The organism is Trichococcus sp. (assembly GCF_055118575.1).
Map to the genome: position 1 here is coordinate 47,647 of NZ_JBSQPW010000017.1, position 22,629 is coordinate 70,275.

Sequence of the window (22,629 nt, forward strand, 5' to 3'; positions counted from 1 at the left end):
GTCAGCAGTATTCGTTTTTTTTAGATTGATTCCACTGCTTCTTCTGCTGTAAATTCACTTTCTTCTTCAAGGACTGCCGCTTTATTGGCTGCAATCACAAATGGAGAATAGATCAATACGCTCACGCCAAGACAGATGAATCCAACAATCAGTGCGGTGATATTTCCGCCTGTACCCAAGAAAGGCATCAATGGTCCTGGTGTTGTCCAAGGTACCGCAATCGTTACCGGCGGCATAATCTTAAGAACCATAACGGCGGTATAGCCGATCATGATGTTGACCAACGGCGCTATGATAAATGGAATGATATAAATCGGATTTAAAACGATCGGTAATCCAAAAATAACCATTTCATTGATATTGAATAATCCTGGTGCCAAAGAAAGTTTCGCGATACTCTTTGATTCCTTGTTTTTCGAGAAAATCAGCATAGCAATAATCAGACCCAACGTAGCACCCGAACCGCCATATTCAGAGAAAGCAGTAGCCAAACCACTGTATGTTATTGGATAAGGCGCTCCCCATGTAGTCCCTTTATCAGCATAGTACAATAAATTCGCATTTCCAGCTTCAGAAAACATAGTATCTCTGATGGCTGCAATCGTGTTTGGTCCATGGATTCCCATTGCCCAAAGTGATTGGGACAACAATGCCAATACAAGCACAGAGAAGAGACTTTGGCTCATTCTGGTCAACGGCGTTTGGATGATGCTGTAAATCAATTCGTGCAATCCGCCCGGTGCGGCCATTTTGACAAAGTAGTTCAGGACAGAGAAGAAGATTGTCGTGATGATGATCGGTATCAGCACTTTGAACGATCTAGCAACAGCCGGTGGCACTTGTTCCGGCATTTTGATTTCCAACTTATCTGATTTTGATAATCTGGACATTAATTCCCCTACCAAAAGTCCTACCAAAATTGCAACGAACAAACCTTGGGCACCTGTATATTGTGTCGTAATATAATTTATGCCTTCGTTGTTGAAATAATCAGGGTAGATGATGAAATAAACGGAGATTGCCGTCAAACCTGTCAACAGGTCATCCCCATCCATCAGTTTCGCAAGATTTCTGGCTATCAAAAAGACAATCAGGATCGAGAAGATATCTGCGGAACCCTTAACGACAGGAGCGAAGACGGCTTGGAATTTTACAATTCCAGGGAACAACTTATCGAATTGCAGGATTTTGAACATGAATCCATCCGCTGACAAAAATACATTGTTCAGTAACACCATCAAAGAGCCTGCCATCGTTAATGGGAATGATAAAATAAAGGCATCTCGTACAGCACAAATATGTCTTTGCGCATTCAATTTTGTAGCTAGAGGCACTAATAATCTTTCAATAACACTTTGGAATTTGTCCATGAAACTCATTTTTTTCATCCTCTTTTCCTAGTTTATTTTTTGCAAAGCATCTTCTAAAATCGCTTTTCCGTTCATAGTTCCATACAGACGCATGTCCATGACTTCCACTGGAATTCTGCCTTTGACGAGTTTTTCGACAGTTGCTTTCTGGAAACGCACTTGAGGCCCCAAAAGGACAATGTCGACATGATCAACAGCTGTACTGGCTTCCGCAACCGGAAGTGCATCTATCTCTACTTCCACTCCCTTTTGTTTTGCCGCTTCTCTCATTTTTGTCACAAGCAAACTTGTGGACATCCCTGCTGAACATACTAATAAAATTTTCTTCATGATTCCTCACTCCTTATTTTTTATATTCATTGATTATGAACGGAACTTATAACTCTTCCCCATTGGTGGTGATGACATTTTTGTACCAATAGAAGCTGTTCTTTTTGATTCTTCTTAAATCCTTTTGATCCGTTTCGTCCCTGTCTATGTAGACGAATCCGTAACGTTTCTGATAACCGTTCAGCCAACTCAATAAATCCGTGAATGACCAAGTGCAGTAGCCCAGAAGGTCGACACCATCCGTAATCGCTTCTTTACAAGCTTTGACATGTGCGCTGAGATAATCGATTCTGTGCGCATCATCCACAACATCGTTTTCTTCGAGCTTATCAAATTCCCCTAGACCATTTTCTGTAATGAGTATCGGAAGATCATACTTGCTGGTTAATCTTCTTAATCCAACCCTTAATCCAGTAGGATCGATGGCCCAATCCCAGTTGGTCGTTTCCAGATGCGGGTTTTTCGCATTTTTGTAGACCCCGGGCAGTCCGCTTTCTTGCGCAGTCCCTTTTTTGCCTGTGTTGTTGATCCCTTCCGATTGTCCTACTCCATCAAGCGGATTGAACGCGACAGTGCTTGTCTGATAATAGTTGATGCCGATAAAGTCAGGTTTGACTCTTTCCAAAAGTTCGAGATCGCCTTCTTCGATAACAGGCGCGAGCCCAAGTCTTTCATAATATTTGAAGGCGAACACTGGGTATTTCCCTTTGCAGTAGACATCCAGCCACCAGTTGCAATTGAGGTCTTCCGCATTTTCTGCAGACAAAACATCTTTCGGATCGCAGCTGAACGGATAGACAGGTCCAAATGCGAAACTCGGTCCGATCATGCCGTCCGGAACGTAGGTTTTGAATGACTCGATTACCGTAGCGTTGGCTAAGTTTGCAATGTGATTCGCCTGCAGCATTCTCTTCTGATCTTTTACGGCTGGCGGGTGCATAGCGGTTACATAACCTAATGTCATAAATATATTTTGTTCGTTCAAAGAAACCCAATACTTGACTTTGCTTCCGAAACGTTTGAATAGGGTTACGCAATATCTGTTAAAATCCTCAATGATTTCTCTTGATTCCCAGCCACCATACAGATTCTGCAGATGTTGAGGCAAGTCCCAGTGATACAAGGTGACGACTGGCTTGATACCGTTTGCAATGAGTTCATCAATCAAATTCTCGTAGAATTTCAAGCCTTCCTCATTCACTTCACCCTTCCCATCAGGATAAATGCGGGTCCATGCAATTGAAAATCTGTATGCTTTCAACCCCATCTCAGCCATCAAAGCAACGTCCTCTTTGTATCTGTTGTAATGATCTACCGCAATATCCCCATTTGTATTTTTAAAAGTTGTGCCGGGTAATTTCGTGTACACATCCCATACACTTTCACCCTTTCCATCTTTATCCCATGCACCCTCAACTTGATATGCTGCTGATGCCGATCCCCATAGGAAATCATCGCGGAATTTATCCAATTTTTCGTATATCACTATAGCCTCTCCTCCTGTTCCTTAAAAATTTGATTTCTGACGATTTTGCTTAAAAAACTGCTTTATGCCTCAAAAGGAAGCCTTGATGACGGCACCCAGCAAATTAGCATCATTGTTGTACTTACACTTGTCAATTTCGGTAGTGATAAAGTCAGCTTCAAAAAAGGCAATGCATGTTGCTTTGTACTGCTCGCTTACTTTTTTGATGAACCAATCCTCTTCTGATATTCCACCACCTATGCATATCACTTCCGGATTGTAGAACACAGTGATCACTATCAGTTGAGCTACTATACTTCTTATCCATTCCTCCACTGATGACACCGCTATCCTATCTCCATCTAAGTATTTTTGGGTTACTTCATACCCATACTGAACCTGATCATCCCCAGCGGCTTTGGCATTGTATACATTTATAAGACCTGTGATTGAGGCATAGTCGCCCATCTTGTCCAAACCGCCTATAGTAGCGTTTACAAAGGGCATGTTATGAAATTCTCCGGCAAAGGCGTCCTTTCCGTAAATGACTCCATTTTCGTCGCAGATGCATCCACCAGTCCCTGTCCCGATGATCAAAAAAGCTGAAGATTTATAACCTTTGGCGTTTCCTAATTCGAATTCACATAATCCAGCTGCCTTTGCGTCATTGATTGCGGCTACTTTTTTGTTTGTCCTTTTGCTGACCTCGTGTTTGATGTTCGTGCCGTACATAACGCTTACATTAGGTGCAGCGTAGGATTTGACATTTGAATCTGCATCTATGAGACCAGGTGCGCTTATACCAATTTTTTCTACTTCATCAAGTGATTTTATATTTGAACAGATGTAATCATAAAACGCTGCTGCTGTATCATGCTTGATCGTTTCGATTTTCCATTTATCTTTTATGCGGTAATGCTTATCCATTAACGCATACTTAATGAACGTCCCTCCTATATCTATTCCTAAGCTGTTTGTTTCCATAACACTTCTCCTTAAAATGAAGGCCTTGCAAGATTGCCTATTCTTAAAAAATTGACCACACTTTGTAAACGCGCGTTTATGAGTGACCAAAAAATAACGACACGCTCCTTTTAATCCTTCATGTGTGATGGACATTTCGTGAACGCGCGTTTATGAATATAGCATACACTGAAAACAATTACATTTCAACATCTTTTTTTATTTTTTTCGCATAAGAAAAGCTGAACGGGTTCGTTCAGCCCTGAAAGAAATTTAGGAAATCTGGCCTCGCAACGTTCCCTGCGGTCACCTTATACTGGGGCTCTATGGGATGAATCCCTAAGAGTCCCATGCAAATGAGCATCGTAGAGCGCAATGGGTCAGATTTATCTAATTTCCGAAGGGCTAACCCGTGAAGCTGGCCATCATTTTAGGTGCATGAAACATTTTGCAAAGCTCTCTTCAAAAAGATTATGCTTGTTCTTCGTTGTTTTTGAAACCATATTTTTTGTTGAAGCGGTCCACACGGCCATCGGCTTGCGTGAATTTTTGGCGTCCAGTATAGAATGGGTGTGAATCTGAAGAAATTTCTACACGGATCATTGGGTAAGTGTTGCCATCTTCCCATTCAACCTTTTCGCTTGAACCTTTTGTTGAACCTGATAAAAATTTGAATCCTGTAGTTGTATCCATGAATACAACTGGTTGGTAATTTGGATGGATTTCTTGTTTCATGTCTCTTTCGCTCCTTTTGCCCTGGATTATTTACTAAGCCAGAGTTGTCTATTTGTAATAAAAGGCCTACCACAGGGTAATCCTTTTTAACGTTAAAATGATACCACGCAGACAGCCAGAATGCAATGCCCAATTTAAAAAAACACGTTTTCCCCACACAGGCAGCGGTGAGAAAAACGCATCTTTGATTATTTAACCAAAATTCCCGCAATCTCTTCTTCCGAAAGACTGCTGTCGGCATTCAGATTTGTGAATTGACCCGGTCCATCGATTCTTACGAGGGCAGGCACCGTACGGACACCCATTTTGTCTCGAAGACGTTGGATCGCAGGGTTTGACTGTGTGTTCAGGCTGTCCAGATAATGGATGGTCAGGTTTTTTTGTTTACGTACCTTATCCAGTTTAGGGACAAATTTACGGCAGTACGGACAGACCGCTTTCCCTAGATATACGATCGCTTTTTCGCCGGCAGCCAGTTTTTCTTCAAACTGCTCCGCCGTGATTTCTATGAACTCTTGCGTATGTTCTTCGTAAGTTCCTTTATTGAACATCTTTTAAAAACCTCCAGTTTTTGCGTTTTGATAGTCCCACTATACCGGGAAGCTGAAAAAAATGCTCATGATTTGCTCAGATGCCGCTACGGAAATCCTACTTCATCAGTTCAATCCGCTTCAGCAAAGCTTCATTGTTCTCGGTCGTATTCATCTGCTTCAGGAAGCTTTCGGTGTATTCCAAAGCATCTCCGCGCATACCGCGACGGACTTTGTAGATATTTTCGAGCGTTTTTGCATCCAACAGGAGGTCTTCTCTGCGGGTTCCCGATTTTTTGATGTCGATGGCAGGGAAGATGCGGCGTTCCGACAACTCACGGGAAAGCACAAGTTCCATGTTCCCGGTCCCCTTGAATTCCTCATAGATGACTTCATCCATCCGGCTGCCGGTGTCGACAAGCGCGGTTGCGATGATCGTCAAACTGCCGCCATCCTCAATATTCCGGGCTGCCCCAAAGAAGCGTTTCGGGCGATAAAAGGCTGCAGGATCGATCCCGCCGCTTAATGTCCGGCCGCTTGGCGGGATGACCAAGTTGTAGGCACGGGCCAACCGCGTCAGGCTGTCCATCAGAATGACCACATCACGCTTGTCTTCGACAAGGCGCATGGCTCTTTCCAGGACAAGTTCCGTCACTCGGACATGGTTTGCTGGCTGCTGATCGAAAGTCGAAGAGACGACATCCCCTTTGACACTGCGTTCGATATCCGTCACTTCTTCCGGCCGCTCATCAATGAGCAACATGATCAGCTCGACATCTGGATGATTGGTGGTGATGCCGTTCGCAATCTCTTTCAGCAGGGTCGTTTTCCCTGCTTTTGGCGGGGCAACGATCATCCCACGTTGGCCGAAACCAATGGGCGAGAACAAATCGACCATGCGAGCGGTCACATTTGTCCGGCTATTTTCCAACTTCATCTGTTGGTTCGGGTAAATGGGTGTCAGCCCCGGGAAATGCGAGCGTTCTTTGGCTTGATCAGGCCGTTTTCCGTTCACTGTGCTGACTTGCATCAGTCCGTAATAACGTTCGGATGCTTTCGGAGGTCTGGCCTTTCCAGCTACTTTGTCTCCATTGCGCAGATCGAAGCGTCTGATTTGCGACGTCGATATGTAAATGTCTTCTTGGCTCGGTGAATAGTTGATTGGCCTTAAAAATCCGAACCCTTCTTGGGAGACGATATCTAAAATGCCTTCGGTCATGAAGAAGCCTTGTTTTTCCTCTTGAGCACGGATGACCGCCAAAGATAGTTCTTTTTTGTTCATCTGGCTGTAATACGGGATCTTCAGTTCTCTGGCATAGGTGTATATTTCTTTCAGCGTCTTGCTTTCCAACTCATGCAAGGTAAGCATATCTTCCAAACAGCTCCACCTTCCTCTCTTATCATTTTTATGATGCTTGTTTTTAGCAATGCAGCATACAGGAATAAAACACCTTCAAAGACGTTTGCTGCTTTGAAGGTGCTCCTTAATTATCTTATCGCGCGAAGAAATTTATTCTTCGTCTTCGATCATTTTGATGTCAGCGCCCAAAGCAGTCAGCTTTTCGACGATATGATCATACCCGCGCAGGATATTCTCAATACCCGAAATTGTGGTTTTGCCTTCCGCCATCAATCCGGCGATGACCAGACATGCTCCGGCACGCAGATCGCTGGCTGTCACTTCCGCACCAGTCAATTTGTTGGGTCCTTGCATGAAAATCAAATCACTTTCCACCTTAGCCTGTGCACCCATCCTGCGGAGTTCCGGGATATGGTTGACGCGTTTCGGATAGATGGTATCAATTATGGTGCCGTCACCGCTCGCTTTCAACAGTAGCGGAGTCAGTGGTTGCTGCAGGTCCGTCGCAAAACCAGGATAAGGCAAGGTCTTGATATGAACCATCTTCAGGTTGTCGGATTTTTTGACCAGAATGCTGTCCTCACCGATTTCCATGTCCACGCCCATCTCTTCCATTTTTGCGATGAGGCTTTCGATATGCTCGACAATCACATTTTTCACCAACACACGTTCACCGATTGCCGCAGCAGCTGCCAGATAAGTCCCCGCTTCAATGCGGTCAGGTATCACGGTATGTCTGCAGCCATGCAAGTTTTCCACGCCTTCGATACGGATGATGTCCGTACCGGCTCCGCGGATTTTTGCCCCCATGTTGTTCAGCAAGATACAAACATCAATGATTTCCGGCTCTTTAGCCACATTCTCGATAATGGTTTTGCCTTTCGCTTTGACCGCCGCCAAGATGATGTTGATTGTCGCTCCGATTGAAACTACGTCAAGATAGATGCGTTCACCTTTCAGGCCTTCTTCCGGCGTAGTCAGATAGATGGCGCCCATTTCATTGCGCACCGTCGCGCCCAATGCCTCGAACCCTTTGATATGCTGATCGATCGGTCTCGGACCTAAGAAACAGCCTCCTGGCAGCCCGATGACGCCTTCACCAAATTTCGAAAGGATAGCTCCCATGAAGTAATATGAAGCCCGCAAACTTTTGATTTTTCCGGTAGGCATCGGAATGGAAATCATGTTGGTTGGATCGATTGTGACGATGCCCGCATCTTCTTCGAATGACACTTTGACATTGAAATCCTCAAGGATATCAATCAGAGAGTGCACATCCTGAATGTTAGGAATTCCTTCCAAGATGACTGGGGAGTCCGCCAAAATGGCAGCCGGAATCAGCGCAACCGTACTGTTTTTGGCTCCGCTGATCGTGATTTCACCGTTCAACGGTTTATTCCCCTCTATAACTAATTTTCTCATAAAAAAGCCTCACTTCATATATAGTTGCCGAACGACAAATCGCCCGGAAATAAACGGAATCGCTTGCACATTTTCCTTGTCTCAGGTAATACAGTGCCACAATACCTGGATAACATTATTTTTAGTTTCATTCGATTGTCGGTTGATCATATACAATTTTAACAAAAATACAGGGTCCATTACTAGTTTTTTTATGCAAACGTCCGCTTTCCGCTATATTTCTCAATTTGATACGGCCGAACAGCGCAAAAAGGTGACTATTATGCCTCCATAACGATCCAATTGAAGATAACTGACTTGGTCTTATGGTCTTATATTAACATAAACTCAGAAATATATGGAAAATGAGGAGCCGATGCACGTGCGGTTTTTGGGGAAAAATACGAACAAAAAAAGAGGTCCGGAACTTAGGTCCAGACCTCCTCGAAGATCGTTTGATTAAATTAAGCTTTGTTGCTTGAACCGAAAACTTGCATTCTTTCTTTAACGACTGCAACGATCGCTTCTTTACCAGGTCCGATAACTTTACGAGGATCGTAAACGTTAGCGTCTGTAGCTAATTTTTCTCTTACAGCAGCTGTAAAGACTTGTTGGCATTCAGTGTTCACGTTGATTTTTGAATGTCCGAACTCGATAGCTTTTTTGATTTGGTGTTCTGGGATTCCTGAACCACCGTGCAATACTAATGGTTTGTGAGTCAATTCAGAGATTTCTTTCATTTCGTCGAAACCGAGTACAGGTTCGCCAGAGTAAGGTCCGTGTACAGAACCTAATGCAGCAGCCAATGCATCGATAGCTGTTTCAGTAGTCAAACGTAGGCATTCAGCTGGATCAGCGTATTGGATTCCGCCAGTGATTCCGTCTTCAGTACCGCCGACAGTTCCGATTTCAGCTTCTACAGAAGCGCCTTTAGAATGTGCGTACTCAACCACTAATTTAGTTTGTGCAATGTTTTCATCGATAGGGTAGTGTGATTTGTCGATCATTACAGATGAGTAACCAGCATCGATAGCGGATTTGCAGCTTTCAAAGCTTGTTCCGTGATCAAGATGCAATGCTACAGGAACAGTGATGTCCATAGTTTCCAATAACGCATTAGTCATAGCTGCAACAACTAAATGTCCACCCATGTATTTTGCTGCGCCTTCAGAAACACCCAAAATTACTGGAGATTTTTCTTCTTGTGCAGCTTGCAATACAGCTTGCGTCCACTCAAGGTTGTTGATGTTGAATTGTCCTACGGCATACTTTCCTTCTAACGCTTTGTTTAACATATCTGTCATACTTACTAAACGACTCATTCTTGTTGCCTCCTTGGAATCCATTAGTGTCTTTTGTTTGCAGAAAATTCACACATTAGAATGTGAACACTTTACAACATTTTCATTTTATCAGAAAATGTCATTTTTTACTACCTTATTAGAGAAATCCATCAAAATGAAAGCGCAAAATAATTCTTTTTTTTGCGAAGAGCTCTTATTTGGAGGCTTTTTCCAAGGATGCTGCAATAAAACCGTCAAAGATCGGTTGCGGTCTGTTCGGACGGGAGATGAACTCCGGATGGAACTGGGCAGCAATATAGAAAGGATGGTTTTTCAATTCCACAATCTCCACCAGGCGCTGATCTGGGGATACGCCTGAGAAGACCATGCCTTTTTCAGCCAGGGCTTCGCGGTAGGCATTATTGAATTCATAACGATGGCGATGACGTTCTTGAACCATATCGGCATTGTGGTAAAGTGACTTAGCCAACGTGCCTTCCTTCAATTCGCACGGATACAGGCCTAAGCGCAACGTACCGCCCATTTCGTCGATGTTTTCTTGGTCCGGCATCAGATCGATGATGTTGTTTTTGCAATTCGGTTTCGTTTCCGCTGAATCCGCGTCTTCCAAACCGACAACATTACGGGCAAACTCCACACAAGCCAATTGCATGCCTAGACAGATACCGAAGAACGGCACATTGTTTTCTCGTGCGTATTGGATGGCAGCGATTTTACCTTCAATACCGCGGTCTCCGAATCCGCCAGGGACAAGGATGCCATCTGCAGTAGCTAAGTGCTCTTGCGCGTTTGCAGTGGTCACTTCTTCCGCGTTGATCCATTGGATATCGATTTCGGTATTGTGTGCGTATCCGGCATGCTTCAATGCTTCAGCCACAGATAAGTAGGCATCCTGCAGTTCCACATATTTTCCGACAAGAGCGATTTTTGTTGTTTTTTCAAGGCTTTGGACTTTTTCGACCAACGCTTTCCAATCGGTCATGTCAGCTTGCGGCAGATCCGTTAAGCCCAGATAATCGCAGACGATCTGGTCCATGTTCTGTTCCTGCAGCAACAACGGGATTTGGTACAAAGTTTCCACGTCACGGGATTCGATGACCGCTTCGGCTTTCACATCACAGAAGGAAGCCAATTTGTTTTTGATGTGTTGCGGCAACGGCATTTCTGTACGCACAACCAGAATATTCGGTTGGATACCAAGGCTGCGCAATTCTTTGACACTGTGCTGGGTCGGTTTTGTCTTCAACTCGCCGGCTGCGCGCAAATAAGGGATCAAGGTCGTGTGGATATACAGTACGTTTTCAGCACCGACTTCCATACGCATTTGACGCAAAGCTTCCAAGAATGGCAAGGATTCGATATCCCCAACGGTTCCTCCGACTTCGGTGATGACGATGTCCGAATCCGTCGTTTCGCCGGCACGCATGATTTTTTCCTTGATTTCATTCGTGATGTGCGGAATGACTTGGACAGTGGCCCCTAAATAGTCCCCTTTGCGTTCCTTGCGGATGACTTCGGAATAAACTTTTCCGGTAGTCACGTTTGAATATTGATTCAGGTTGATGTCTATGAAACGCTCATAGTGGCCTAAGTCCAAATCGGTCTCGGTGCCGTCATCAGTGACGAACACTTCCCCATGTTGGTAAGGACTCATCGTGCCTGGATCCACATTGATGTAAGGGTCGAATTTTTGGATCGTGATCTTCAAGCCACGGTTTTTCAGCAAACGTCCCAAAGACGCCGCAACGATACCCTTACCGATTGAAGATACTACCCCGCCTGTTACAAAAATATACTTAGTCATTTTTTTCTTCCCCCTATTTTTGAATGTGCATCATTATATCTGAAGGATCCTCCAACGCTGCAATAAAAAAAATAAAGCTCCCTGTTCTTAAAAGAACAGGGAGCTGTAAAAATTCAACGTATGCTTTCCAAAAAGAATTACTTTTTGGGAGCCCAATGAAGATATTACATCCAATTACATAAGGTGTCAAGAAAGAATTGGATGCCGGAGAATGATTAGTCTTCGTCTTCTGTTTCTTCCGCAACGAATTCTTCTTCCTCTTCAAACTCTTCTTCTTCCTCAAACTCTTCTTCTTCAATGATCAGGGTCAAGTCTTCTTCAATACCACTTGTGATGTCGTCATCGTCATCCGTGATATCCACAGCGTCGACATCATCGACTTCATCCTCATCCACATCGATTTCTTCATCTTCGTCAGCAACATCGATGTCTTCCGGATCGTCATCATTGTAGTCGATCACATCATCATCATCTTCTGATGTAGCGAACGCATTCAGCTTCTTGCGTTTCTTACGGCGGACTTTCACTTCGTCCTCATCGATACTGGAAAGAATCTCTTCATCGATTGAATCAATTGGATACCATGAACGCAATCCCCAACGATTTTCTCCTAAAGAAATAAAGCTGCCGTCAATGTTCAAGTCAGTGTAGAAACGTGTCATCTTGCTTTCTAATTCTTCTTCCGACATTTCAAGATAGTCCTGTATCTGAACCAATAATTGGTTAAAGTCCAGTACGTCACCGTTTTCTTCGAAAATTGCGTGTGCAACTTCTATCATTGACAATTCGTTTTTGTTCGTGCCATCTAATTGCTTCAATTTCAATGGTGTCACGTCCTTTCAAAAGTTTACTCTTAATCATACAATACTCAGGTGGTAAATTGCAATTCAATTCGATAATATCCCAATTTTTGTTCGTTCATTTGGAGTTCATAATGCAAGGTTACTTTTCCGGCAAATGGTTTTTCCTTGAACTCCAGCAACATTTCATGGGTGATCGTTTCGATTTCCATCAGTCCGGCTGGCGTGGGCACCATGGCCATGCCTTTTCCTTCTGCATCGAAAGTCATGCGGCTCGTCTGTTCCATTCTGCGGATAATCGTCATTTTCCCCTCACGGGACAGTTTGAAGGTGACCGGGACGGCTGTTTCCGCTTCGATATAGCGCAGATAGAGCCAGTTGCCCATTTCCACGATTTGGCCCATTCCTTCATATAAGAAGCTTTCCTGCTCCCCTTCTTGCTTCACCAGCGTTTCCAATTGGAACTCGATGGGCATTCCTTCTTTTAAAGACAAACTTTTCCACCTCTTTGACCATCGTGCTGAAGCCTAGCGGCCGCACGTGTTTTTCAAATACAGTATAGCGGTACAAATGAGCGCTGGTCAATCATTTGCGGGCTGATTTTCCAAAATGTAAAGAAATCGTGCCTTTCGCTGCAATTCACCCTCAAATCTTTCCTGAACTTTGCTATAATGGGAGCAGAAACAGCCACAAAGATAAGGAAACGCATATGACAAGCCATTTAAAAAACAACATTTATCATATCTACGATACTTCACATGGAGCATTCGGCACCGATGCCCTTTCGCACTTTGCGATGGGCGATGCTTTGATCCGATTGGTCGGAAACGCTGAAGCTCCAGCAGCCTTGCATTTTTGGCCGATGGAAAAGCTGGTCATCCTCGGCATGATGGACACGCGCCTGCCCCACCTGGAGGACGGCCTGCGTTACCTACGGAGCGTCCCGACCGATATCGTCGTCCGCAACGCCGGCGGTTTGGCTGTCGTAGCCGATGAGGGGATCCTGAACTTCTCCCTGGTGCTTCCGGAAACCGAAAAAGCCAAGCTCACGATCCATGACGGCTATGTCCTCATGAAAGAGCTGGTTGAACAGACTTTTTCCGACTCCAATCAGATAATAGAAGCGTTCGAAATCAGCGACTCCTATTGTCCGGGCGACTTCGACCTGAGCATCAACGGTAAAAAATTCGCCGGCATCGCGCAGCGCCGTTTCAAAAACGGTGTGGCCATCATGATCTACATGAGCGTGAACGGCAACCAACAGCAGCGCGGGGAAATGATCCGTCGTTTCTATGAAGAAAGTCTGCAAGGCGAAGAGACCCGCTGGCATTTCCCAGCCGTCGATCCCGGATCCATGGCGAACTTGGCGGAATTGCTGGACAAACCGTTGACGGTAGCCGATGTGAAGAAACGGATTCTGTCCGTCTTCACCAAGAACGGCAATACGCTCCTGCCAGGAGAATACAATGAACGTTTGCTGGCGGAGTACGATACAGCCTATGCAAAAATGAAGAAACGCAATGAACAAATCAATCAGGAACAGCATCCAGAAGCGGACTGACAGAAAGAGGCGATGCGATTTGAGTACACACTACACCGCGGAATTATTGCCGAAAGAAAAAGTATTCCGGGACCCGGTCCATGATTACATCCACATCCAGTACCGCATCATCATGGACCTGATCAATACGCCTGAATTCCAGCGATTACGCCGGATCAAGCAGTTGGGAACTTCCTCCTATACTTTCCACGGCGCCGAACACTCCCGCTTCAATCATTCTTTGGGAGTATATGAAATCGCCCGCCGGATCTGCGATAAATTTGTCCGGAATTACCCCAGCAAAGAACCTGGGGATGGCCTTTGGGACGATGGTGAGCGCCTCGTGACGCTTTGCGCCGCTTTGCTGCATGACATCGGCCACGGCCCGTTCTCGCATACCTTCGAAAAAATATTCGATACGGACCATGAAGCCATCACAATCGAAATCATCACCTCACCGGATACCGAAATCAATCGGATTCTCCAACGGGTCGGTCCGGATTTCCCGAATCAGGTTGCCGCTGTCATCGCCAAGACCTACGATAATCCGCAGGTCGTTCAGCTTATTTCCAGTCAGATTGATGCGGACCGAATGGATTACCTGTTGCGAGATGCCTATTATTCCGGCGTCACTTATGGTAATTTCGACCTGACGAGGATTTTGCGCGTCATCCGTCCTTATGAGCATGGTATCGCCTTTGACATTTCCGGCATGCATGCAGTGGAGGATTATATCGTCAGCCGCTATCAAATGTATATGCAGATCTACTTCCATCCAGTTTCGCGCGGCATGGAGGTCGTGCTGAGCCATCTCTTGAAACGGGCAAAGGATGTCTATCTGGATGAACAAGCTGAATTCCGCCATACCGCCACTTTCCTGACGCCGTTCTTCAAACAGGCCTGGACGCTTAAGGATTATCTGCGCTTGGATGATGGCGTCCTGACGACTTACTTCAACCATTGGCTTGACGAAAAGGATCCGATTCTGAACGATTTGGCCTATCGCTTCGTCAATCGTCATCCTTTCAAATCGGTCCGCTACACAAAAGGACGCGATGATGCTACACTGGAACGTATGAGCGCCATCATTGAGCGCATGGGCTTCAATCGGGATTACTATACGGCTGTCAACAACAGCTATGACTTACCTTATGATCTTTACCGGCCGCATCAGGCCACCACTCGGACCCAGATTGAACTTGTCCAAAAAAACGGCAGTTTCCTGGAGCTTTCGCAAGCAAGTTCGATTGTTTCGGCTTTGACGGGCAAAGTCCGCGGGGATGAACGTTTCTATTTTCCGCGTGAAATTACCCACGGCGATGAGGAACCGGGCATCAACCTGTTCGAGTCGCTGTCACAGGAATTTTCAACTTTTTTCGAAAATGATGAAATTTTACAAAACCAAAAAACAGGAGGTACACTATGAGCATCAAATTAATTGCCATCGACATCGACGGCACATTGGTGGACAAAGAGTTCAAAATTACCCCGGAGGTAAAAGCAGCTATCACGGAAGCGCGCGAACAAGGCGTAAAAATCGTACTCTGCACCGGCAGACCGTTCCCGGGCGTCAAACGCTACATCAAAGAATTGGAATTGGATCAGGACGAAGATTACGTTATCACCTACAACGGCTCTCTGGTGCTGTCCACCGCAACAAACGAAGTGCTCGTTTCACATACACTGGATTACAGCGACTTCGTTCGGATCAACGAATTGGCCGATAAGTTCCATGTGCACACGCATGGAATCGACAGCGAAGCTATCTATACCGCGAACAAAGACATCAGCATCTTCACAACACGCGAGTCTTTCATTACGACGATGCCGATCCGCTATCGCTCATTGGCTGAGTTGCCGGAAGACAAACTGTTCACGAAAATCATGTTCATCGACCAGCCTGAGCTGTTGGACATCTTGATCCCAGCGATTCCAGCGCAGTTCCATGAAGACTATGTGATCGTCCGCAGCGAACCGCATTTCCTGGAAGTGCTGAACAAAGATGCCGGGAAAGCAAGTGCCTTGGCCGAACTGGCTGCATTGCTGAATATTGATGCGGAAAACATCATGGCCATCGGCGACAACGAGAACGACCTGAGCATGATCGAATATGCAGGCGTCGGCGTCGCGATGGGCAATGCCGTCGATAAAGTCAAGGAAGCTGCGGATTTCATCACCAAATCCAACGCCGAAAGCGGCGTTGCGCACGCAATCCGGACCTACTTGAATAAATAAATTCAAGAAAAGCTGAACGGGTTCGTTCAGCCCTGAAAGAAATTTAGGAAATCTGTCTGCCTGAGCATCGAAGAGCGCAATAGGACAGATTTATCTAATTTCCGAAGGGCTAACCCGTGAAGCTGGACAATATTTTAGGTGCATGAAATATTTTGCAAATTTGTGAAATACCTACGGTGATGCACTTTTCACTCTGGAAAATTTTATGAATTCCTATATGTTAAAAAAGGTATGCATAGGGCTGTCTCATTGAGACAGCCCCATTATTTTAATCACGCGTGAAGCAGGTGCCTGATATGGACAATCATTCTGCGGGGTTCGGCAAAACCCTCCTAAGGATAAGAAAAAACAAACAGTATTCCCAACAATACATGGCCGAAAATAAGATCCATCAATCTACCTATTCCAAGATCGAAAGGGATCTGATCGAGCCGACGCTGGGCAACTATCGGCATCTTTTGAGCAGGCTGGACATGTCCGATGAAGAGCTCCAGTACATCATGAACGATTACAATCATTCCGAAAAGGAACAACTGCTGACGGCTTTCATGAATCTGTCCTTCAACGATGTCCCTGTCTTGCAAGAAATTCGGGAAAAAGCCCTGAAGTATCTGAACGTGCATACGGATTACATCATCACCGACATCGTTCATCTGACGGATGCGCTGATCATTCTGGCAATAACCGGAGACATCGCGGATGCCCGTAAACATGTGCGCCCTGTATGGGAAAGGCTCGAGAAGCTTGATGGCTGGTATCTGGTGGAATTAAGGATGATCAACGCAATGCTGTTCCTGTTCCCTATCGACGAAGCCATCCTGATTTCCGGGACCGCATTGGCTCAAATTCAAAAATACGTCAATCATCCCTTCGCAGGCAAAATCGCCGTCTCGTTGCGCCACAACTTGTGCTTATTGCTGTTGAAGAACGGACGTTACGCAGAGACGATCATGCGCATCGATGAACTGATCCCGGCGGCAAAGGAAGCTGGCTCCTACCGGCACTTGTCCGTCTGTTACCTCAGGAAAGGCCTTGCCTTAGCGAAGAAGGGAAATCCCGAAGGCCGACTGCTGATCGACCAAGCATTCCGCTTGATCGAAGCAGCGGATGATCAGGATTTCAAAGCCAACCTCGAAAATGAATATAACCTCCTGAAAGAGCAATCAAACAGTTGATTGCTCTTTTATGCGTATAGGAATATTTCGTAAAGAGGTGAACCATCTGTATTAAAATGAAAGCACTTATGGGAAGACTGTCGTGATAATTCCCAAAATGACCATTTCTTGGAAGGGAGGCAGGTAAAGTCAATGAATCCAAAACGATGCAATCTATGCGCTTATATACTAGGCTGTGCCTGCCTGATCGGAAGAGCACGGTATCCTGAAGTACCAGAATCCTGGTGGCTCACAATCAGTATATGCAGCGGCTTGTTGTTTGTTTCCAGCAACTGCATGGAATCCGCGCAGCATTGGACCTTCCTTGGCATCGATGCCCTGAACCTGATTGTGCTGGCCTTGCTTATTCAGGTCCTTCCACCAAGTTTGGGAATGTCAGTGAATATCGTTGTCCTTTTGGCAATCTTCCTGCTTCTCTACATCAAAAGTACCTTTCACGAAAAATAGCTGTTTTGTAGTCATTGTACCCGGTCGCAAGGTTGCCTGTACTGTGAAAGGAGGCCTCCCCCATGAATTGGATCCGTCTGATCATCGGCGATATATGGTTTCTATAGCAAATCAATTACGATCAAAAAATAAGCCAAGACCGGATTTTTTATCCCGGCCTTGGCTTATTTCATGGAACCTTTAGGCTTTTTCGCCTATGAATTCGCCGTTTTTGGTCAAATGTTGTTTTGAGATCTCATTCAGGATCACGTGTACGCTTTCTTTCGATACATTGGCGTTTTTTGCGACGGCATCCACGACATCGCGCATCAACGCTTGTTTCTGCTCGTCGGTTCTGCCTTCCAGCAATTCGATGTGGACATATGGCATCTTCATTTCCCTCTTTTCGCTTTATGGTTTCAACTCAGTTATATTTTAGCAATTATTTTTATCGATTGCACCTCTATTTGGAGGCGATGTAGGTCTTCAGGCGCTCAGCCGCCTCAGCGACCATCTCCGTGCTCAGCGCGTAGCTCATGCGGACATAGCCCTCTCCGCCGGGTCCGAAGATCGATCCCGGCAGCATGCCCACTTTGGCGTTCATGCCGATTTCGCGGCAGAAGGCCTTATCATCCGTACCGAACTTCGCCGGAATCTTCGCAAAAGCATAGAAGGCCCCTTTCAGTGCGGGAACCTCAAAGCCTGCCTCCTGTAAAGCGGGAACGAGGATGTTTTTTCTCTTTTCATATTCGGAACGCATCTTTTCGACATCCGGTGCGCTGTTGCGGAATGCCTCCTCGGCCGCACGGTTGGAAACCGTTACGCCGGTCGTCACCATCTGCTGATGGGCCAAGAACAGGGTCTTCATCCATTTCGCATCCGCTGCCAGCACACCGACACGCCAGCCCGTCATCGCAAAGGCTTTCGAAGCCCCTTGGAACAGGATTGTGCGGTCGCGCAACAGGGTCGCGATCGACGTATGCTTTTCCCCATAGGTGATTTCGCTGTAGATTTCATCGCTCAGCACAAAGATGTCGTACTGCTTGATCGCATCGGCCAAAGCGATCAGTTCATCTTTTGTATAGGTAGCGCCTGTCGGATTGCTCGGGTAGTTCAAAAAGAGCGCTTTGACATTTTTGTTTTCGGCCATCGTCTTGTGCAGCAGCTCCGGCGTCATCAAAAAGCCGGTATCGGAAGTATCGACGAGGATGCATTCGCCGCGGTTCAGTTCCACCACAGAGCTGTACAAGGGAAAGTACGGCGACGGGATAATGACCTGATCGCCCGGGTTCAACAAGCCGAAAGCCGCGGCAAACAGCCCTTCCGTGGCACCCACCGTCATCACGATCTCCGTTTCGGGATCGTAGTGCAGATCATATTGCTTTTCCAGGAATGCGCTGACCGCTTTCCGGACGCCAAGTTCGCCGGAAGTGTGCGCATAGTGGGAGGCGTTGTCCTCGATCGCCTTGATGGCGGCTTCCTTGACGTTTTCGGGCATATCAAAATCCGGTTCGCCGATCGTCATCGGGATGCAGTCTTCCACACTGCGGAATAATTCATCAAATTCGCGGATCTGCGAAGGTTTGATGCGGGAAAATAGTTCATTCGTTGTCAAAGCCATGTAGTACATCCTCCATCCAAGTTTGCATCACCGCCAGAACCCCCTCGGCTCATGCTTTTTATAGGAATACATCCTTTTTCTCACATAATTTTAATATTAATCAGAATACGACTATTTGGGTAATAAGTCAAGCGCACCATGGTATCCTGCGTCGATTGTAAGCGCCGCCTCTTTCGTTAAATGAGAAAATCCAGAAATTTTACATTTCTTTTTTAATCTTATCTGTTGACAAAGAAAGCGGGATTGGGTATATTAATCACATCAAAAACACAGCGAAGAGAAGAGTAAATCATTCCACTCCTTCATTAGAGAGCTTGGTCAGGTGAAAGCAAGCAAGGAAGTGTTGGTTGAAGATGGTCTCAGAGTGGCTTGTCCGAAGAGTAATTTCTTAAGACAGGACGGGAACGCCCGTTACAGTGTCACAGTCTGACTTGCAGCAATTTGCAGGCGCACTGGCTAAGGCGGATGCAGCGATGCTTTCGTGAACTAAGGTGGTAACACGAGATTGAACTTTGACCTCTCGTCCTTATCTTGCGCATAAAAAATGCAACAGATAAGGCGGGAGTTTTTTGATTTTTATGATAGAATAGAACCGCATGGAAGAGGAAAGTAAACACCGCAACGTATCACAGCGAGCCTGGTTGGATGAGAACAGGCATACGGAACGGTGTTGAAGATGGCCTCGGAGCGGGAAGGATGAGCTGCACAAGCGGTAAGTCCTTCAAGGGAGCACCCTTTATCGTGCACGAGTGAAGCAAGCCTTCACTCATGGAGGAATCCCGCCGCGAGGGGGATTCGAACAAAGGTGGTAACACGAAGCATCCGCATTCGTCCTTAACGTCATATTTTTTTGATGTAGGATGGATGTTTTTTTATTAGAGGAGGAAAGATACATGATCAGTCTACAGAATATCTCAGTGACTTTTAAAACTGACAAAAACAAAGCCGTCCATGCCGTGCAGCATGTTTCGCTGGAAGTCGATAAGGGCGACGTCTACGGCATCGTCGGATACAGTGGCGCCGGCAAAAGTACCTTAGTAAGGACCATCAATCTTCTGCAGCGACCGACGGAAGGAAAAGTCATCGTGAGCGGAAAAGACATGATGGCATTGAACGACAAGGAACTGCGTGAATCGCGCAAAAAAATTGGGATGATTTTCCAGCATTTCAACCTGATGCGCTCCCGCACCATTCACGACAACGTCGCATTTCCGTTGAAGAACTCTTCCTTAAGCAAACAGGAAATCAACGACAAGGTAGCGGAACTTCTTTCATTAGTAGGTTTGTCCGAAAAAGCCAAAGCATACCCTTCCCAATTGTCCGGCGGGCAAAAGCAGCGTGTGGCCATCGCCCGCGCTTTGGCGAACGACCCGGAAGTGCTGCTTTGTGACGAAGCGACCAGCGCGCTGGATCCGAAAACGACTTCTTCGATACTGACTTTATTGAAGGAACTGAACAAAAGACTGAACTTGACGATCGTCATCATCACCCATGAGATGCAGGTCGTGAAGGAAATCTGCAACAAAGTGGCTGTGATGGAAAACGGCGGCGTGATCGAATACGGATCGATCCTGGATATCTTCACGAAGCCGCAGAATCAATTGACGAAGGACTTCATCGATACAGCGACGCATGTCGAACACGGCATCGAAACGGTCATCACCCACCCGACTATCCTGAACCTGAACGAACATGATGTACTGACGAAGCTCTCATTCGTCGGCGGTTCCACAGGCGAACCACTTATCGCAAAACTGGCTAATACATTCAATGTCCAAGGCAATATCCTCTTCGGAAACGTAGAAATACTCCAGGATACACCAGTCGGCACCCTGCTTCTCGTTCTGAGCGGGACACCGGAAGCGATCGCGGAAGCCGTCCGCTACTTGCAGGATAATGGTGTAACGGTGGAAATCATCACCGAAGAAATCATCGCCGAAAAGAAAAATAAAGGAGGAGACGAAGAATGAACACATTCATCACAACATTTCTGCCTAACGTCTCTGAAATCTGGGATGAAGTGCTCCAGAGCACATGGGAGACCTTATACATGACGCTCGTGGCCGGACTGATTGCAGGTATACTGGGAGTTATCCTTGGCGTCATCCTGGTTGTCACCGAAGACGGGGGCATCCTGGAGAGCAGACACCTGTACAACGTGCTGGACAAGCTCGTCAATATCTTCCGATCACTGCCCTTCATCATCCTGATGGCACTGATCGTACCGTTCACACGTCTCGTGGTCGGTACCTCGATCGGAACGACCGCATCGATTGTACCGCTGGTTGTAGCGACAGTTCCCTTCTATGCCCGTCAGATCCAAAATGCATTGGTGGAAGTCGATGCAGGCGTCATCGAAGCGGCACAGTCAATGGGTGCCAGCCCTGGGGAAATCATCTTCCGCGTCTACCTGAAGGAAGGCTTGCCAGGCATCATCCGCGTATCATCCGTAACGATCATCAACCTGATCGGTTTGACGGCAATGGCTGGAGCCATCGGCGGCGGTGGCTTGGGTAACCTGGCCATCACGCGTGGCTACAACCGATTCCAGAACGACGTGACCTTGGTCGCAACCATCATCATCCTGATCATCGTATTCATCAGCCAAGCCATCGGAAATGCTTTGGTCAAAAAAGTTAGTCACTAATATAAAAAAAACAAAAACGGAGGAAATCAATCATGAAAAAGAAAAACGTATTATTCTCAGGTGTTGCAGCACTTACCCTATTTTTAGCAGCTTGCGGAAGCAGCGACTCGAACACGGACTCAGCAGCAGACACGGCCGCTTCAGAAGCTGAAGCAGTGAAAATCGGCGTAGTCAGCGAAGTCGAAGTTGAAGTCTGGGAAGATGTAGCCAGCCGTTTGGAAGCCAAAGGAATCGAATTGGAAATCGTCCAGTTCAGCGACTACGTCCAGCCCAACGTGGCCTTGGAAAATGGCGATATCGACCTGAATGCGTTCCAGCACGTAGCTTATCTTGAAGATTTCAATGCCAACAACGAGTCGGACTTGACTCCAATCGGCTTCACTTATGTTTCTCCACTTGGTTTGTATTCTGAAACAGTGACGGACTATGCGGACATCGCCGATGGAGCGAAAATCGCCATCCCTAACGACGTGACCAACGGCGGACGCGCACTCTTGCTGTTGCAAGCAACCGGCCTGATCAAAGTCGACGAAGCGAAAGGAACGACACCGACAGTCAATGACATCACCGAAAATCCGAAGAACATCAGCTTTGAAGAATTGGATGCCGCACAAGTTGCACGCTCCCTTCCGGATGTGGATGCAGCGATCATCAACACAAACTATGCTACCGATTCCGGCCTGAATCCTAAAGAAGACGCGCTCTTCTTGGATACTGACAACATCGCAAGCGTTGCGGACGTCTACAAAAACATCGTAGCTGCACGTTCTGAAGATGTCGACAACGAAACCTACAAGCAAGTCGTTGCGGAATACCAAACATCCGAAACAGCAGCACTTCTGGATGATGTGACTGAAGGCAATGACGTACCCGCTTGGGAACAGTAAGACCCATTCACTTGTTTACAAAAATCACGTTTGCAG

Annotated in this window: 22 protein-coding genes and 2 other annotated features; of the genes, 8 read left to right on the forward strand and 14 right to left on the reverse strand. The window is 46.2% G+C overall.

What is annotated here, in order from left to right:
• Window positions 1-20: 20 nt before the first annotated feature.
• The 12 genes from ACTCCX_RS06360 to ACTCCX_RS06415 all read right to left on the reverse strand — a co-directional run bounded on the left by ACTCCX_RS06360 (window position 21) and on the right by ACTCCX_RS06415 (window position 12,556).
• Window positions 21-1,379 carry a PTS sugar transporter subunit IIC gene (locus tag ACTCCX_RS06360; protein ID WP_463275223.1) on the reverse strand — a complete coding sequence of 453 codons (1,359 nt, stop codon included), beginning with the start codon at window positions 1,377-1,379 and terminating at the stop codon, window positions 21-23.
• 18 nt (window positions 1,380-1,397) lie between these two features.
• The gene (locus ACTCCX_RS06365) at window positions 1,398-1,700 is read right to left on the reverse strand and encodes a PTS sugar transporter subunit IIB (RefSeq protein WP_463275224.1); all 303 of its coding nucleotides are present in this window, start codon (window positions 1,698-1,700) and stop codon (window positions 1,398-1,400) included.
• A gap of 46 nt (window positions 1,701-1,746) precedes the next feature.
• The gene (locus tag ACTCCX_RS06370; RefSeq protein WP_463275225.1) at window positions 1,747-3,186 is read right to left on the reverse strand and encodes a glycoside hydrolase family 1 protein; all 1,440 of its coding nucleotides are present in this window, start codon (window positions 3,184-3,186) and stop codon (window positions 1,747-1,749) included.
• A 69-nt stretch (window positions 3,187-3,255) separates the two neighbouring features.
• On the reverse strand, window positions 3,256-4,149 hold the full coding sequence (locus tag ACTCCX_RS06375; RefSeq protein ID WP_463275226.1) for an ROK family protein: 894 nt from the start codon (window positions 4,147-4,149) through the stop codon (window positions 3,256-3,258).
• Window positions 4,150-4,599: 450 nt separating this feature from the next.
• Window positions 4,600-4,863, reverse strand: a complete 264-nt coding sequence (locus ACTCCX_RS06380; protein ID WP_068562339.1) for a type B 50S ribosomal protein L31 — start codon at window positions 4,861-4,863, stop codon at window positions 4,600-4,602.
• Window positions 4,864-5,051: 188 nt separating this feature from the next.
• The gene (gene traF / locus ACTCCX_RS06385; protein WP_463275227.1) at window positions 5,052-5,414 is read right to left on the reverse strand and encodes a conjugal transfer protein TraF; all 363 of its coding nucleotides are present in this window, start codon (window positions 5,412-5,414) and stop codon (window positions 5,052-5,054) included.
• A 97-nt stretch (window positions 5,415-5,511) separates the two neighbouring features.
• A complete protein-coding gene (gene rho / locus ACTCCX_RS06390; RefSeq protein ID WP_463275228.1) occupies window positions 5,512-6,771 on the reverse strand; it encodes a transcription termination factor Rho in 1,260 nt (419 codons plus the stop codon).
• A gap of 132 nt (window positions 6,772-6,903) precedes the next feature.
• Window positions 6,904-8,175, reverse strand: coding sequence for a UDP-N-acetylglucosamine 1-carboxyvinyltransferase (locus ACTCCX_RS06395; RefSeq protein WP_463275229.1), 1,272 nt, complete (start codon window positions 8,173-8,175; stop codon window positions 6,904-6,906).
• 443 nt (window positions 8,176-8,618) lie between these two features.
• Window positions 8,619-9,476, reverse strand: coding sequence for a class II fructose-1,6-bisphosphate aldolase (fba, locus tag ACTCCX_RS06400; protein WP_086943769.1), 858 nt, complete (start codon window positions 9,474-9,476; stop codon window positions 8,619-8,621).
• 175 nt (window positions 9,477-9,651) lie between these two features.
• Window positions 9,652-11,262 carry a CTP synthase gene (locus ACTCCX_RS06405; protein WP_463275230.1) on the reverse strand — a complete coding sequence of 537 codons (1,611 nt, stop codon included), beginning with the start codon at window positions 11,260-11,262 and terminating at the stop codon, window positions 9,652-9,654.
• A gap of 215 nt (window positions 11,263-11,477) precedes the next feature.
• Complete coding sequence (gene rpoE / locus ACTCCX_RS06410; RefSeq protein ID WP_463275231.1) at window positions 11,478-12,086, reverse strand: DNA-directed RNA polymerase subunit delta; 609 nt, start codon at window positions 12,084-12,086, stop codon at window positions 11,478-11,480.
• 44 nt (window positions 12,087-12,130) lie between these two features.
• Window positions 12,131-12,556, reverse strand: coding sequence for a YwiB family protein (locus ACTCCX_RS06415; protein ID WP_463275232.1), 426 nt, complete (start codon window positions 12,554-12,556; stop codon window positions 12,131-12,133).
• A gap of 215 nt (window positions 12,557-12,771) precedes the next feature.
• On the opposite strand from ACTCCX_RS06415, the gene ACTCCX_RS06420 reads away from it, so the two are divergent.
• The 5 genes from ACTCCX_RS06420 (at window position 12,772) to ACTCCX_RS06440 (ending at window position 17,459) form a co-directional block, all read left to right on the forward strand.
• Window positions 12,772-13,623 carry a lipoate--protein ligase family protein gene (locus ACTCCX_RS06420; protein WP_463275233.1) on the forward strand — a complete coding sequence of 284 codons (852 nt, stop codon included), beginning with the start codon at window positions 12,772-12,774 and terminating at the stop codon, window positions 13,621-13,623.
• 19 nt (window positions 13,624-13,642) lie between these two features.
• Complete coding sequence (locus ACTCCX_RS06425; RefSeq protein WP_068621695.1) at window positions 13,643-15,028, forward strand: HD domain-containing protein; 1,386 nt, start codon at window positions 13,643-13,645, stop codon at window positions 15,026-15,028.
• Window positions 15,025-15,837, forward strand: a complete 813-nt coding sequence (gene yidA / locus ACTCCX_RS06430) for a sugar-phosphatase (protein ID WP_463275234.1) — start codon at window positions 15,025-15,027, stop codon at window positions 15,835-15,837. Before ACTCCX_RS06425 ends, yidA begins: the two co-directional genes overlap by 4 nt.
• A gap of 296 nt (window positions 15,838-16,133) precedes the next feature.
• A complete protein-coding gene (locus ACTCCX_RS06435; RefSeq protein WP_068562328.1) occupies window positions 16,134-17,012 on the forward strand; it encodes a helix-turn-helix domain-containing protein in 879 nt (292 codons plus the stop codon).
• Between the two features lie 132 nt (window positions 17,013-17,144).
• On the forward strand, window positions 17,145-17,459 hold the full coding sequence (locus tag ACTCCX_RS06440; RefSeq protein ID WP_068562327.1) for a hypothetical protein: 315 nt from the start codon (window positions 17,145-17,147) through the stop codon (window positions 17,457-17,459).
• A 180-nt stretch (window positions 17,460-17,639) separates the two neighbouring features.
• On the opposite strand, the gene ACTCCX_RS06445 is transcribed toward ACTCCX_RS06440, so the two are convergent.
• Together ACTCCX_RS06445 and ACTCCX_RS06450 are read right to left on the reverse strand one after the other, a co-directional pair.
• Window positions 17,640-17,834 (reverse strand): 2-hydroxymuconate tautomerase, encoded by a 195-nt coding sequence (locus tag ACTCCX_RS06445; protein ID WP_255356065.1) that lies wholly within the window; start codon window positions 17,832-17,834, stop codon window positions 17,640-17,642.
• A 67-nt stretch (window positions 17,835-17,901) separates the two neighbouring features.
• Window positions 17,902-19,059, reverse strand: coding sequence for an aminotransferase class I/II-fold pyridoxal phosphate-dependent enzyme (locus ACTCCX_RS06450; RefSeq protein WP_463275235.1), 1,158 nt, complete (start codon window positions 19,057-19,059; stop codon window positions 17,902-17,904).
• Window positions 19,060-19,322: 263 nt separating this feature from the next.
• Window positions 19,323-19,590: a binding site (T-box leader), on the forward strand.
• A gap of 57 nt (window positions 19,591-19,647) precedes the next feature.
• Window positions 19,648-19,898, forward strand: a binding site (T-box leader).
• A gap of 54 nt (window positions 19,899-19,952) precedes the next feature.
• On the opposite strand from ACTCCX_RS06450, the gene ACTCCX_RS06455 reads away from it, so the two are divergent.
• Genes ACTCCX_RS06455 through ACTCCX_RS06465 form a run of 3 tightly spaced genes read left to right on the forward strand, consistent with a single transcriptional unit; the run spans window position 19,953 to window position 22,593 of the window.
• Window positions 19,953-21,029: a methionine ABC transporter ATP-binding protein gene (locus ACTCCX_RS06455; RefSeq protein WP_068562324.1), complete on the forward strand. Its 1,077-nt coding sequence runs from the start codon at window positions 19,953-19,955 to the stop codon at window positions 21,027-21,029.
• Window positions 21,026-21,706, forward strand: a complete 681-nt coding sequence (locus ACTCCX_RS06460) for a methionine ABC transporter permease (protein WP_068562323.1) — start codon at window positions 21,026-21,028, stop codon at window positions 21,704-21,706. Before ACTCCX_RS06455 ends, ACTCCX_RS06460 begins: the two co-directional genes overlap by 4 nt.
• 32 nt (window positions 21,707-21,738) lie before the next feature.
• Entirely contained in the window at window positions 21,739-22,593 is an 855-nt protein-coding gene (locus ACTCCX_RS06465) for a MetQ/NlpA family ABC transporter substrate-binding protein (protein ID WP_068562322.1), read from the forward strand.
• Window positions 22,594-22,629: the final 36 nt, after the last annotated feature.

Bases quoted from the DNA above. Each gene is read 5' to 3' on its own strand.
- ACTCCX_RS06450 (WP_463275235.1), bottom strand. From the start codon at position 19,059: ATGGCTTTGACAACGAATGAACTATTTTCCCGCATCAAACCTTCGCAG.
- ACTCCX_RS06455 (WP_068562324.1), top strand. From the start codon at position 19,953: ATGATCAGTCTACAGAATATCTCAGTGACTTTTAAAACTGACAAAAAC.
- ACTCCX_RS06360 (WP_463275223.1), bottom strand. From the start codon at position 1,379: ATGAGTTTCATGGACAAATTCCAAAGTGTTATTGAAAGATTATTAGTG.
- ACTCCX_RS06445 (WP_255356065.1), bottom strand. From the start codon at position 17,834: ATGAAGATGCCATATGTCCACATCGAATTGCTGGAAGGCAGAACCGAC.
- traF (WP_463275227.1), bottom strand. From the start codon at position 5,414: ATGTTCAATAAAGGAACTTACGAAGAACATACGCAAGAGTTCATAGAA.
- ACTCCX_RS06465 (WP_068562322.1), top strand. From the start codon at position 21,739: ATGAAAAAGAAAAACGTATTATTCTCAGGTGTTGCAGCACTTACCCTA.
- ACTCCX_RS06440 (WP_068562327.1), top strand. From the start codon at position 17,145: ATGAATCCAAAACGATGCAATCTATGCGCTTATATACTAGGCTGTGCC.
- yidA (WP_463275234.1), top strand. From the start codon at position 15,025: ATGAGCATCAAATTAATTGCCATCGACATCGACGGCACATTGGTGGAC.
- fba (WP_086943769.1), bottom strand. From the start codon at position 9,476: ATGAGTCGTTTAGTAAGTATGACAGATATGTTAAACAAAGCGTTAGAA.
- ACTCCX_RS06375 (WP_463275226.1), bottom strand. From the start codon at position 4,149: ATGGAAACAAACAGCTTAGGAATAGATATAGGAGGGACGTTCATTAAG.
- ACTCCX_RS06395 (WP_463275229.1), bottom strand. From the start codon at position 8,175: ATGAGAAAATTAGTTATAGAGGGGAATAAACCGTTGAACGGTGAAATC.
- ACTCCX_RS06420 (WP_463275233.1), top strand. From the start codon at position 12,772: ATGACAAGCCATTTAAAAAACAACATTTATCATATCTACGATACTTCA.
- ACTCCX_RS06460 (WP_068562323.1), top strand. From the start codon at position 21,026: ATGAACACATTCATCACAACATTTCTGCCTAACGTCTCTGAAATCTGG.
- ACTCCX_RS06405 (WP_463275230.1), bottom strand. From the start codon at position 11,262: ATGACTAAGTATATTTTTGTAACAGGCGGGGTAGTATCTTCAATCGGT.
- ACTCCX_RS06435 (WP_068562328.1), top strand. From the start codon at position 16,134: ATGGACAATCATTCTGCGGGGTTCGGCAAAACCCTCCTAAGGATAAGA.
- ACTCCX_RS06380 (WP_068562339.1), bottom strand. From the start codon at position 4,863: ATGAAACAAGAAATCCATCCAAATTACCAACCAGTTGTATTCATGGAT.
- ACTCCX_RS06365 (WP_463275224.1), bottom strand. From the start codon at position 1,700: ATGAAGAAAATTTTATTAGTATGTTCAGCAGGGATGTCCACAAGTTTG.